9 protein-coding genes are annotated in these 13,463 nt (G+C 35.7%); 7 read left to right on the top strand and 2 right to left on the bottom strand.

All coding sequences use genetic code 11. From position 1 onward, the window contains the following. The first annotated feature begins 63 nt into the window (after positions 1-63). From AB674_RS06745 to acs, 7 genes are all read left to right on the top strand, one after another. Positions 64-1,239 carry a 2-isopropylmalate synthase gene (locus AB674_RS06745; RefSeq protein WP_082210609.1) on the top strand — a complete coding sequence of 392 codons (1,176 nt, stop codon included), beginning with the start codon at positions 64-66 and terminating at the stop codon, positions 1,237-1,239. A 42-nt stretch (positions 1,240-1,281) separates the two neighbouring features. Continuing rightward, positions 1,282-2,400: a 3-isopropylmalate dehydrogenase gene (gene leuB, locus AB674_RS06740; protein WP_047775049.1), complete on the top strand. Its 1,119-nt coding sequence runs from the start codon at positions 1,282-1,284 to the stop codon at positions 2,398-2,400. A gap of 265 nt (positions 2,401-2,665) precedes the next feature. Next, a complete protein-coding gene (gene ilvD / locus AB674_RS06730) occupies positions 2,666-4,339 on the top strand; it encodes a dihydroxy-acid dehydratase (protein ID WP_047775046.1) in 1,674 nt (557 codons plus the stop codon). A gap of 130 nt (positions 4,340-4,469) precedes the next feature. After that, complete coding sequence (gene ilvB / locus AB674_RS06725) at positions 4,470-6,158, top strand: biosynthetic-type acetolactate synthase large subunit (protein ID WP_047775044.1); 1,689 nt, start codon at positions 4,470-4,472, stop codon at positions 6,156-6,158. An 87-nt stretch (positions 6,159-6,245) separates the two neighbouring features. After that, positions 6,246-6,767: an acetolactate synthase small subunit gene (gene ilvN / locus AB674_RS06720; RefSeq protein ID WP_047775043.1), complete on the top strand. Its 522-nt coding sequence runs from the start codon at positions 6,246-6,248 to the stop codon at positions 6,765-6,767. Positions 6,768-6,810: 43 nt separating this feature from the next. Beyond that, positions 6,811-8,280, top strand: coding sequence for a ketol-acid reductoisomerase (gene ilvC, locus AB674_RS06715; protein WP_047775041.1), 1,470 nt, complete (start codon positions 6,811-6,813; stop codon positions 8,278-8,280). Between the two features lie 472 nt (positions 8,281-8,752). Further along, on the top strand, positions 8,753-10,660 hold the full coding sequence (acs, locus tag AB674_RS06710; protein ID WP_047775039.1) for an acetate--CoA ligase: 1,908 nt from the start codon (positions 8,753-8,755) through the stop codon (positions 10,658-10,660). A gap of 53 nt (positions 10,661-10,713) precedes the next feature. On the opposite strand, the gene AB674_RS06705 is transcribed toward acs, so the two are convergent. Together AB674_RS06705 and AB674_RS06700 are read right to left on the bottom strand one after the other, a co-directional pair. Next, positions 10,714-11,310 (bottom strand): PolC-type DNA polymerase III, encoded by a 597-nt coding sequence (locus tag AB674_RS06705; RefSeq protein WP_047775038.1) that lies wholly within the window; start codon positions 11,308-11,310, stop codon positions 10,714-10,716. A gap of 3 nt (positions 11,311-11,313) precedes the next feature. After that, positions 11,314-13,230 (bottom strand): DUF294 nucleotidyltransferase-like domain-containing protein, encoded by a 1,917-nt coding sequence (locus tag AB674_RS06700; protein WP_047775036.1) that lies wholly within the window; start codon positions 13,228-13,230, stop codon positions 11,314-11,316. Positions 13,231-13,463: the final 233 nt, after the last annotated feature.

Genomic DNA, 13,463 nt, shown 5'->3' with positions numbered 1-13,463 from the left:
CATACAGAAGTAGTACAACATATATTTGTTATCAAGATGTGAAATTACATTAAATAAATGAATATGAATAGAGAGAAAGTTCAAATTTTTGACACCACTTTGCGTGATGGTGAACAGGTCCCGGGATGCAAGTTAGATACGAAACAAAAATTAGTTATCGCAGAACGACTTGATAAGATGGGAGTTGACATCATTGAAGCAGGTTTCCCTGTGTCAAGTCCGGGCGATTTTTTATCGGTCTCTGAGATTTGTAAAATTGTAGAAAACGCAACCGTCTGTGGACTAACAAGAGCCGTAAAAAACGACATCGATGTTGCTGCAGCTGCCTTAAAACATGCTAAAAAACCAAGAATCCACACCGGAATCGGAACATCAGAATCTCACATACTCCATAAACTAAATACGACAAAAGAAGATATTATCGCCAGAGCAAAATATGCCGTATCACATGCAAAATCTTATGTTGAAGATGTGGAGTTTTATGCCGAAGATGCCGGTAGAACGGATAACGCTTTCCTTGCAAAAGTTTGCGAAGAAGTAATAAAATCGGGAGCAACAGTATTAAATATCCCCGACACTACAGGCTATTGTTTGCCTGAAGAATACGGTGCAAAAATTAAATATTTAAAAGAAAACGTAAAAGGAATCGAAAACGTAATCCTTTCCTGCCACTGTCATAATGATTTAGGAATGGCGACTGCAAACTCAATTGCAGGTGCTATAAATGGAGCAAGACAAATAGAATGTACTATAAACGGTATTGGCGAAAGAGCCGGTAATACAGCGTTGGAAGAAATTGTAATGATTTTCAAACAACACCCATATCTGAATTTAGATACCAATATCAATACCCGAGAATTAAACGAAATGAGCCGTTTAGTTTCTGAAAGTATGGGAATGATTGTTCAACCCAATAAAGCTATTGTTGGCGCGAATGCTTTTGCTCACAGTTCCGGTATTCACCAGGACGGAGTAATCAAAAACAGAGCAACTTATGAAATCATGGATCCACTTGATGTGGGAGTTAATGAATCATCTATAATATTAACAGCAAGAAGTGGTAGAGCTGCATTGGCTTACCGTGCTAAAAAGGTAGGTTATGAACTTACCAAAACACAATTGGATATTGTATACATCGAGTTTTTAAAATTCGCAGATATCAAAAAAGAAGTATTAGATGTAGATATTCATCAAATCATTGAAGCTTCTAAGATTGAGGGTGATTTGATCAGAAATTAATTAGAGAAAAAAAAGATTTAAATACATAAAGAACGAGACGTTATGAATTTGAAAATAGCAGTTTTACCAGGAGATGGTATTGGACCGGAAGTAATTTTACAAGCCAAAAAAGCTTTACACGCCATAGGCGAGGTGTACAATCATGAATTTGTTTTTGAAGAAGCGCTTATGGGAGCGATCGCTATCGACAAAACAGGAAATCCTTTACCGGAGCAAACACTAAACTTGTGTCTGAATACAGATGCTGTTTTATTTGGCGCGATTGGAGATCCTAAATATGATAACAATCCAAATGCAAAGGTGCGTCCGGAGCAAGGATTATTAAAACTGCGTAAAGAACTGGGTTTGTTTGCCAATATCCGTCCAATTAAACCTTATAAATCATTGATTGATGCTTCTCCATTAAAAAGAGAAATTATTGATGGTGCTGATTTTACTATTTTCAGAGAATTAACAGGCGGAGCTTATTTCGGAGCTAAAACCCTAAACGAAGAAGGAACACATGCTTCTGATCTATGCGAATATTCAGAGGAAGAAATTACCCGAATTGCACATTTAGCGTTTAAAGCGGCACAAAATCGTCGTAAAAAACTAACCATGGTAGACAAAGCCAATGTTTTGGAAACCTCAAGATTGTGGAGAAAAGTAGTTCAGAAAATAGGGGAGAGTTATCCCGATGTTGCTTTAGACTTCTTATTTGTTGATAATGCCGCCATGCAGATCATTTTAAATCCAAAACAATTTGATGTGATTTTGACAGAAAATTTGTTCGGTGATATCTTATCTGATGAAGCCAGTGTTATCACAGGTTCTATCGGTTTATTAGCTTCGGCTTCTTTAGGAGAAAAAAATGCGTTGTTTGAACCCATTCACGGTTCTTATCCACAGGCAAAAGGAAAAAATATCGCAAACCCAATTGCTTCCATCTTATCTGCTGCAATGTTATTAGAACATTTCGGACTGTTTAAAGAAGCAAATGTGGTGTATCAGGCGGTTGAAAAAGCAATTGAATTTAAAGTAGTCACAACAGATTTGAAAGCAGATTCAAAATTTGGCACAAATGAAGTAGGAGAGTTCGTTTCCAATTTCATTTTCAGCAAAGACGACTTACTTTATTTCAATAATGATAATGTTCACATTGGACAATCAACAATTGTTTAGTGTTTTTATTAAAATAATACAAAAAACAACAATAAGTATCATAAATGTTGAGATTTTATTTTTTTAGTCCTTTAAGTTTTTATACTTTTGTGAAACTAAAAAAGAAAAGATGCAAATCTCAATTATTATTATTTCTGTTATTGTTGTCAATGTGATTAACACATCTGCATCAGGAATGGTATAAATATAATTGAAAAAATATATTAGAAACCTTCCAAATATTGGAAGGTTTTTTTTTGGATAAAATTTAAATAAAAAATACATAATGGAATTAAATAAGTACAGCAAAACCATCACTCAAGATCAAACACAACCAGCAGCGCAAGCCATGTTGTACGGTATTGGTTTAACTGAAGAAGATTTAAAAAAAGCACAAGTAGGTATTGTTAGCATGGGTTACGATGGTAATACCTGCAACATGCACCTGAATGATTTAGCAAAAGATGTTAAAAAAGGTGTTTGGGATGCAAATCTGGTCGGACTTATTTTTAATACCATTGGTGTAAGTGACGGAATTTCTAATGGCACAGACGGAATGCGTTTTTCTTTAGTGTCCCGTGATGTAATTGCAGATTCTATCGAAACCGTTATGGGAGCGCAATGGTACGACAGTTTGATTGCGATTCCGGGTTGTGATAAAAATATGCCAGGTGCTTTAATGGCAATGGGTCGAGTAAATCGTCCGGCAATTATGGTCTACGGCGGAACAATTCACTCCGGAAAATGGAAAGGGGAATCTTTGAATATCGTTTCTGCTTTTGAAGCATTAGGAAAAAAATTCAACAACACCATTTCTCCTGAAGATTACAAAGGCGTTATTCAAAATGCATGTCCGGGAGCAGGTGCTTGCGGCGGAATGTATACGGCAAACACCATGTCATCGGCAATTGAAGCTTTAGGAATGAGCTTGCCATACAGTTCGTCAAATCCAGCTTTAAGCGAAGAGAAAAAACAAGAATGTCTTGATGCCGGAAAAGCCATCAGAGTTTTATTAGAAAAAGACATTAAGCCCAAAGACATTATGACCCGCAAGGCTTTCGAAAATGCAATTACGCTGGTAGCTGTTTTAGGAGGTTCTACCAATGCAGTAATGCACTTAATTGCGATGGCTCATGCGGTTGATGTTGAAATTACTTTAACAGATTTCCAAAAAATTAGCGACAAAACACCAGTACTGGCTGATTTAAAGCCAAGTGGAAAATATATGATGGAGGATTTACATGCAGTTGGAGGAGTTCCGGCTGTTTTGAAATACTTACTAAAAGAAGGATTAATTCATGGAGATTGTTTAACCGTAACCGGAAAAACAGTAGCCGAAAATTTAGCCAATATTCCGGACTTACAAGACGGACAAGAGGTTATTCATGAGATTCAAAAAGCACTAAAACCAACCGGAAATATTCAGATTTTGTACGGAAATCTTGCTGCTGAAGGTTGTGTTGCTAAAATAAGCGGAAAAGAAGGAGAATATTTTCAAGGAACAGCAGTTGTTTTTGAAAGCGAATTTGATGTAATTCCGGGTATTCAGGCCGGTAAAGTAAAACCGGGAGATGTAGTCGTCATTAGGTATTGTGGACCAAAAGGTGGTCCGGGAATGCCTGAAATGCTAAAACCTACATCAGCTATTATTGGAGCCGGCTTAGGAAACAGCGTTGCTCTGATTACAGACGGTAGATTTTCTGGAGGTTCACATGGCTTTGTGGTAGGACACATCACACCCGAGGCTTATGATGGTGGTGGTATTGCACTGGTTAATGATGGGGATTTAATTGCCATTGATGCTGTGAAAAACACCATTGATCTTAAAATATCTGATGCTGAATTTGCAGCCAGAAAGGCAAGTTGGATTCAACCGCCTCTAAAAGCTTCAAAAGGAGTATTACTGAAATACGCGAGATCGGTCTCCAGTGCCTCAACAGGTTGCGTTACCGATAAATAATGATTCAATAACAACATCAAAAATCAATTGTATATAAACAACAATAAAAGCAAAAGTAAATTTCAAAGAGAAAACTAGAAATTGATTTTGATTTTAACATTAGACGAGATTTTTGAAAAAAACAGATACAATGAAAATATCAGGGGCAGAAGCCGTTATAAGATGTTTATTAGAAGAAGGAGTAGACTTAATATATGGATATCCGGGAGGAGCCATAATGCCGGTTTACGACGAATTATATAAATTCCAGGAGCAATTACACCATGTTTTAGTACGTCACGAACAAGGCGCAACACATGCCGCTCAGGGATATGCGAGAGCTACAGGGAAAGTCGGAGTTGCAATTGCTACTTCAGGCCCCGGAGCAACCAACTTAGTTACCGGAATTGCCGATGCTCAGATCGATTCAACACCAATGGTTTGTATCACAGGTCAGGTTGGAAAACATTTACTGGGCTCTGATGCTTTTCAGGAAACAGACATTATCGGAATTTCAACTCCGGTAACCAAATGGAATTATCAGATTACGGAAGCTTCCGAAATTCCTGAGATTATGGCAAAAGCCTTTTTCATAGCACGTTCTGGTCGTCCAGGGCCTGTTTTGATTGACATAACTAAAAATGCGCAGTTTGATGAATTTGAATTTAGTTATGAAAAATGCACCGCCATCAGAAGTTATACTCCGGTTCCAAAATTAAAATTAGATAAAGTTGCCGAAGCTGCGGCTTTAATCAATAGCGCTAAAAAACCTTTTATTGTTTTTGGTCAAGGGATTATTTTAGGTGAAGCCGAAGCACAATTAAAAGCATTCATCGAGAAGTCAGGAATTCCTGCAGGGTGGACGATTCTTGGACTTTCCGCATTACCTACAGCTCATCCTTTGAATGTGGGAATGTTAGGCATGCACGGCAATTATGGCCCTAATTTATTGACTAACCAATGCGATGTTTTAATTGCACTTGGAATGCGTTTTGACGATCGTGTTACCGGAGATTTAAAAACCTATGCCAAACAGGCAAAAGTGATTCATTTTGAAATTGATCCGGCAGAAGTAGATAAAAATGTAAAAACAGAAGTGGCTGTTTTAGGCGATGTAAAAGAAGCACTAAATGCTTTATTGCCTCTAATTGATGACAGAGCACATGATGCTTGGCACAACGAATTCAAAGAAAAATATAAAATCGAATTTGATTCGGTTATCGATGAGGAGTTAAAACCAACAAACAACAAAGGAATCTCGATGGGTGAAACCATCGAAATGATCAACAAACACTCAAAAGGGGATGCGATTATCGTTTCAGATGTTGGTCAACATCAAATGTTTGCCTGTCGTTATGCGAAGTTTAATTCAACCAAGAGTAACATTACTTCGGGAGGTTTAGGAACTATGGGATTTGCTTTACCGGCTGCAATTGGAGCTAAAATGGGAAGACCGGATCGTGAAGTTGTCGCTGTTATTGGTGACGGTGGTTTCCAAATGACGATTCAGGAATTGGGAACCATTTTTCAGACAAAGGTACCTGTAAAAATTGTTGTTTTAAATAACGAATTCCTAGGAATGGTGCGCCAATGGCAGGAATTGTTTTTTGATAACAGATATGCTTCAACAAAAATGATCAACCCCAATTTTGTTGCAATTGCCGAAGGATATCATATTAAATCTAAAAAAGTCACCGAACGTGAAGATTTGGATGCTGCTGTAGCCGAAATGATGGCTTCAAAAGATTCTTATTTTTTAGAAGTTATGGTAGAAAAAGAAAACAACGTATTCCCAATGATTCCAACGGGAGCATGTGTTTCTCAAATTAGATTAAGCTAAAAAAAAGGAAGTTTCAAGTTTTAGGTTTCAAGTTTCGAGTGTAACAACGTGAAACCTGAAACCTGAAACAACAAAAGCTAAAACAACATGGAAGATAAAACATTTACCATATCGGTATACTCGGAAAATAACGTGGGCTTGTTGAATAGAATATCAGGAATATTCTTAAAGCGCCACATTAACATATTAAGCTTAAATGTTTCAGAATCAGAAATTGAGAATGTTTCACGATTCATAATTGTAGTAGACACTACTGAAAAATGGGTTAAGAATATTGTCGGTCAAATCGAAAAACAAATTGAGGTTATTAAAGCATTCTATCACACAGATGAAGAGACTATTTATTTAGAAAATGCTTTGTTCAAAATCGCTTCGAATCTGCTTTTCGATGAAAAACAAATTCAGAATATCATCAAAGAAAGTCAATCTACCATTGTGACCGTATCACGTGACTTTTTTGTGATTTCAAAATCAGGAAGACGTTCTGAAATCGAAGAATTATACACAAAAATTAAGCCTTACGGTATCATGCAGTTTGTACGTTCGGGAAGAATATCCGTTTCTAAAGAGAAAATGGAAATATCAACAATGTTAGAGACACTTAAATAGTATCAATTATTAAATTACACATTCATTAAATAGTATTAAAAAAATGGCAAATTATTTCAACACACTACCACTTAGATTACAACTAGAACAATTAGGCGTTTGCGAATTTATGGAGCAATCAGAATTTGCTGACGGAATTGCAGCATTGGCTGGAAAAAAAGTTGTTATTGTAGGTTGTGGTGCACAAGGTTTAAATCAAGGTTTAAACATGAGAGATTCCGGATTAGACATTTCATACGCGCTACGTGCCGATGCAATCGCTGAGAAAAGAGCTTCTTTTAAAAACGCTACAGAAAATGGTTTTAAAGTGGGAACTTACGAAGAATTAATTCCAACTGCCGATTTAGTTTGTAATCTTACTCCAGACAAACAACACACTGCTGTTGTTACTGCGATTATGCCATTAATGAAAAACGGTTCTACTTTATCGTATTCTCACGGTTTTAATATCGTAGAAGAAGGAATGCAAATCCGTAAAGACATTACCGTAATTATGTGTGCTCCTAAATGCCCTGGATCTGAGGTTCGTGAAGAATACAAGAGAGGTTTTGGTGTACCAACTCTTATTGCGGTTCACCCTGAAAATGACCCAAATGGTACTGGTTTAGATCAGGCAAAAGCATATGCAGTAGGTACAGGTGGTCATAAAGCAGGAGTTTTAAAATCATCTTTCGTTGCAGAAGTAAAATCTGACTTAATGGGAGAACAAACTATTCTTTGTGGTTTGTTGCAGACAGGTTCTATTTTATGTTTTGATAAAATGATTGAAAAAGGAATTGACGCAGCATATGCATCAAAACTGATCCAATACGGATGGGAAACCATCACAGAAGCTTTGAAACACGGAGGAATCACTAATATGATGGACCGTCTTTCTAACCCTGCAAAAATTGAAGCTTATGAACTTGCGGACGAATTAAAAGACATTATGCGCCCATTATTCCAAAAGCATCAGGATGATATTATTTCAGGAGAATTCTCAAGAACAATGATGACTGACTGGGCTAATGACGATGTTAACTTATTGAAATGGAGAGCAGCAACCGGAGAAACTAATTTCGAGAAAACAGCTCCACAAGAAGCTCCAATAGCAGAACAAGAATATTTTGACAATGGCGTATTAATGATTGCCATGGTAAAAGCGGGAGTTGAATTGGCTTTTGAAACCATGACCGAAGCAGGTATCATCGAAGAATCAGCTTACTACGAATCCTTACACGAATTGCCTTTGATTGCGAATACGATTGCAAGAAAAAAATTATTCGAAATGAACCGTGTTATTTCTGACACAGCAGAATACGGTTGTTATTTATTCGACCACGCTTGTAAACCGTTGTTGACTGAATTCATGAAAAAAGTAGAAACAAACATAATTGGAAAACCATTCTCAACTTCAAACGGAGTAGACAATGCGGTTCTAATAGCAGTTAACAAAGAAATTCGTCAACATCCTATCGAAGAAGTAGGAGCATGGTTGAGAGAATCGATGACTGCAATGAAAAAAATTGGATAATAAATTGGGGTTTGCACTGTATCTCTTTTACGTAATATTTTGAATTAGTAAGCATTTATTAAGATAATATAGATATAGATGCATATTGTAATCACTTAACTTTTAAGTTTCTGAGTTAGGTGAAGGTAGTCCCAATTAATGGGGTATGTTTAGCAATAAACATACTTGTATCGATTTCTATATTGATTAATCAAAATGTTGCTATTTTCAAAATAGAAAAGAGCATTGTAATGCAGCATTACAAAAAAAAATTAATTGTTATTGAAATTGTTAAAACGAAAAGGCATGATATTAATTTATTATGCCTTTTTTATGGTGTTGTTTTGCCATAAAACCCTTATTTTTATGAAATACCCATAAAAAAGTAACATTTTTTTTACTATGTGTTTTTTTATGCTAAAATTTATAAATTAAATAATTTTAAGAATACATACAGATTTAATACATTTATAAAAAAAAAAAACCATCCAAAATGAGTTATTATAAAATTGAAAATTTAGAACAATATTTTAAGCATTACAATAAGTCAATAAGAGAACCAAGAAAATTTTGGGGAAAAATAGCTGAAGAAAATTTCACTTGGTACCAACAATGGGAAAAAGTAGTTGATTTTAATATGGGCGATGCTGAAGTAAAATGGTTTACTGAAGCTAAAGTGAATATTACAAAAAACTGTATCGACAGACATTTAAGCAAAAGAGGAGAAAAAACAGCGATTATTTTTGAACCAAACGATCCTTCAGAAAGCGCTTTACATATAACTTATAACGAATTATACGAACGTGTATCTAAAATGACCAACGTGTTGCGTGAGCAAGGCGTTCGTAAAGGAGACCGTGTTTGTATTTATTTACCAATGATCCCGGAATTGGCCGTAGCTGTTTTGGCTTGTGCCAGAATAGGGGCAATACATTCTGTTATTTTTGCGGGATTTTCGGCATCAGCAGTATCGGCAAGAATTAACGATTGTGAATGTAAAATGGTCATCACTTCTGATGGTGGTTATAGAGGAAACAAAACAATTGACCTTAAAGGAATTGTAGATGAAGCATTAGAAACCTGTCCGTCTGTTGAAAAAGTTCTGGTTGCGAAAAGAACACAAACAGCAATTAAAATGAAAGAAGGCCGTGACATTTGGTTGCAACCTTTATTAGATGCTGCTCTGGACAATAGTGTTGCAGAAATCATGGACGCAGAAGATCCTTTGTTTATTCTATACACTTCCGGATCAACCGGAAAACCAAAAGGAATGGTGCATACCACAGCTGGTTACATGGTTTATACCGCCTATACTTTTAAAAATGTTTTCAATCACGAAGAAAATGATATTTTCTGGTGTACCGCAGATATCGGTTGGATTACAGGTCACTCTTATATCTTATACGGACCATTATTAAACGGAGGAACAACCGTAATTTTTGAAGGAGTACCTTCTTATCCTGATTTCAGTCGTTTTTGGGAAATTATCGAAAAACATAAAGTAACTCAGTTTTATACAGCGCCAACAGCGATTCGTTCTCTGGCAAAAGAAAGCTTGGATTACGTTCAAAAATATCCTTTAAAATCACTTAAAGTAATCGGATCAGTAGGGGAGCCTATAAACGAAGAAGCTTGGCACTGGTTTAATGATCACGTTGGAGACAAAAGATGTCCGGTTGTTGATACTTGGTGGCAAACTGAGACTGGTGGAATCATGATTTCGCCAATCGCTTTTGTAACACCTACAAAACCAACTTATGCGACTTTGCCATTACCAGGAATTCAACCTGTTTTAATGGATGAAAAACGCAACGAAATTGAAGGTAATCAAGTAGTGGGTAGTTTGTGTATTAAATTCCCTTGGCCCGGAATCGCCAGAACAATCTGGGGAGATCACCAACGTTACAAAGACACTTATTTTTCTGCTTTCCCTGGTAAATATTTTACAGGAGACGGTGCTTTAAGAGACGAAGTAGGGTATTACAGAATCACCGGTAGAGTAGATGATGTTGTGATTGTTTCGGGTCATAATTTAGGTACAGCTCCAATTGAAGATGCAATCAACGAGCACCCGGCAGTTGCAGAATCTGCTATTGTTGGATTCCCGCATGATATTAAAGGAAATGCTTTGTATGGTTTTGTGATCTTAAAAGAAACAGGCGAATACAGAGACAGAGCCAATTTAAGCAAAGAAATCAATCAGTATATTTCGGACCATATTGGACCAATTGCTAAATTGGATAAAATTCAATTCGTGTCCGGTTTACCGAAAACACGTTCAGGAAAAATTATGCGTAGAATTTTACGTAAAATTGCTGAAGGAGACTTCTCTAGTTTTGGAGATACTTCAACACTATTAAACCCTGAAATTGTAGATGAAATCACCAAAGAGAAAATCTAATATTCTCAAACTAACAGATACAAAAAAGCCTCTTAAATTTTAAGAGGCTTTTTTTATTTTATTCCCAATCGGGATTTTAATTTTAAGAACAATAACGAAATTCTGTACGCGTCTTCGGTAGAGGAATTTCGGTCACTTTTTGGAATTTTATAGATGTCACACAAATCATCTAGTGAAAACTGTTTGTCATTGATATCCATTAACTTTCTGTACATCATGTCGACGTCAAGTGCTTCATTTTTAAGCCTTCCGCAATCCAAACGTTCCAGGGCACTGTTTAGCATTTCGAGATCAAAATTAATGTGATGTCCGACCAAAACAGCATTACCCAAAAAACTAATAAAAGCTTCAATTGCTTCAGGTTCCGGCATTTTTATCATTTTAGTTTCAATGATAAATTCATTAGAAAGCCCATTATCCTGTAAAAACTTATACTGTAATAAAACAGATTCAAAACTATCCTTAATATGGATACTGTCATCAACAACAGAAAATGCTCCCAAAGACAAAATCACATCCTTATTCGGATTCAAGCCAGACGTTTCTGTAGACAAAACGACAAACCGATTGGGTTTTGTTTCGAATTTAGCCAGATAATCTTTCCAGAATTCAGGATGTTCTTTGTTAATATTTTTAAGCCAGTCTAGCATATATTAAGAGAATTGTGTAAGTTGAAATTTACTTTTAATTAATTCTTCCAGATCTTTCATTGGCGACAAAGCATTTTTTAATTTCTCTTTATCGTTTTTAGACATTTCTTTTAAATTGATATATTGTCCCGAATCATCATTTCGCAGTCCTTCAACCGTTCTAAATTTTGATAATGTCAAGAAAGCATCAGCACAACTTAAATAAATCTCCGCATTTTTAGAATCTGTTATCGCTAATTGCTTAAATCTTAAATAAGTGTTTTGTATTCCTTTTATATTTGAATTCAAAATTAACAAACGCGCTCCATCAATCAAAGGCATTAAAGCACGGGTTTTAATATCAAATGCTCCTTTATGCGGACCTTCTTCTTCAATAAGAAACTTTTTGAAAAAACTCAACGGGGAGTTTCTCTTCAAAGCATCATTTCCTAGAAAGTCAAAAAACAAGGTATTGTTGACTGCGTTTTTGAAAATAACATTTTCTATAGCTTCTTCAATTTTTGGTTCCCCAAAAACAATTTCATAATCAAAGAAAATACTACTCAAATCGTTACTGTTTTCACCTGGAGTATTCATCCAACTGTTGTACTGTTTCGTCCAGTCTGTCAGTGACTTACACCACAACATATTACTTCCCATATGCCCATTTGGACAAAGTTCGTAACCTACTTTTTCTAAGATAGCAGTAGTTCTTTTTGCCAATCTTAAAAAGTAATCCTTAACGTCTCTGTATTTATCAGCAGTTACATCTTCAAAGATTAAAATACTATCCTGATCCGTAAGCAACAATTGCTCCTTACGACCCTGACTACCAATACTTAACCATGCAAAACGAGCAGGAGGTGAGCCCAAATCTAAAATTGACAATTCAACAGATCGTTTGATTATAGCTAAATTAATTTCACTGGCAATATTACTAACATGTGAAATTGGAATATTCTTTTGAATCGAATTCTGAATAAGATCAGACAAACGATCACGTATTTGTTTTAAATCTTTCGGAAGTTGTGAACGCTTAATTTCCTTGATTAACACTCCCGGATTACTGGCCTGAGCCACAATCAAATCGTGTTCAGAGATAATTCCTCGCACGGCAGATTTACTTGTACCGTCTTTTGTCACACATAAATGCGTTACATTGTGTTTCAACATCAATAATTGTGCTTCCGCCAAAGAAACATTTTCTAATACCGTAACAACCGGCGACGACATGATCTTGTCAATCGTTTCCGTAATAGGAAAGCGGCCTGTCGCAATTTTAGACGATAAATCGGCGTCGGTAACAATACCAATTGGATGGTTTTTTTCGCAAACGACAATATTATCCACCATTGATTCCGTCATTAAAATCGCCACATCTTTTACAATATGATGCGCTTCTGTTTTTAATGGAGCAACATTATAGGTAAGGGATTGAATATATTGCATTTCTGACTGCTGATCTACATAAAAAGAAGTGTCAGAAATTGCTTTTCCGTTTGAACTTACGTTGTCTTTGGTGTGTCTTGAATTTGTTGCAAAACTTTCCAATAAGAAGTTTAAAACATCCGAATTATTAGCCACAAAAGGCCTGAAAACAGCAATTGGTATCGCATAAACGATACTTTCTTCACGCGCTTTGGCCGACATCATATAGTTATTTTTGGCAAAAAACGGACGTAAGCCAAAAATATCACCTTCATTACATTTGTTTATAATCGTTTCCTCAGCATCGGCAATCGTTGTTAAATTTATAACACCCGAAGCGACTACATAAAAACTATCATGCAGCACATCATTATTTTGAAACAATACTGCGTGTTTTTCTAAATTAATAACACGAATATTGGTTGCAATATCTGATAGTTCTTGAAAAGTCAGATTTTTAAACGGCTGGTATTCTTTTAAAAAATCCGCGATATGCTCAGCAATTGTATTCATAGATTTGATAATTTTTTTTAAAGTATCGAATGTAAAAATAATAAAATAAACTCTTACAATGAAAGCATCTTCATGATTTTAAATAAATCTCAGAATATCTGATTTAATAGTCATTATTTTTGTTATTTATTATTCTAAACCTATGATAGTGAAGTATATGTTAATCAGGATATTCTTGAACGTTATATTGTTTCTATTACAAATCTGTGATAAGTTAGTCCAGTGGGGTTCTG

Source organism: Flavobacterium sp. ABG (assembly GCF_001027725.1).
In the GTDB taxonomy this organism is placed as follows: domain Bacteria; phylum Bacteroidota; class Bacteroidia; order Flavobacteriales; family Flavobacteriaceae; genus Flavobacterium; species Flavobacterium cupriresistens.
The sequence above is the reverse complement of the archived record's forward strand: the minus strand, read 5'-3'. Positions and strand labels throughout refer to the sequence as shown.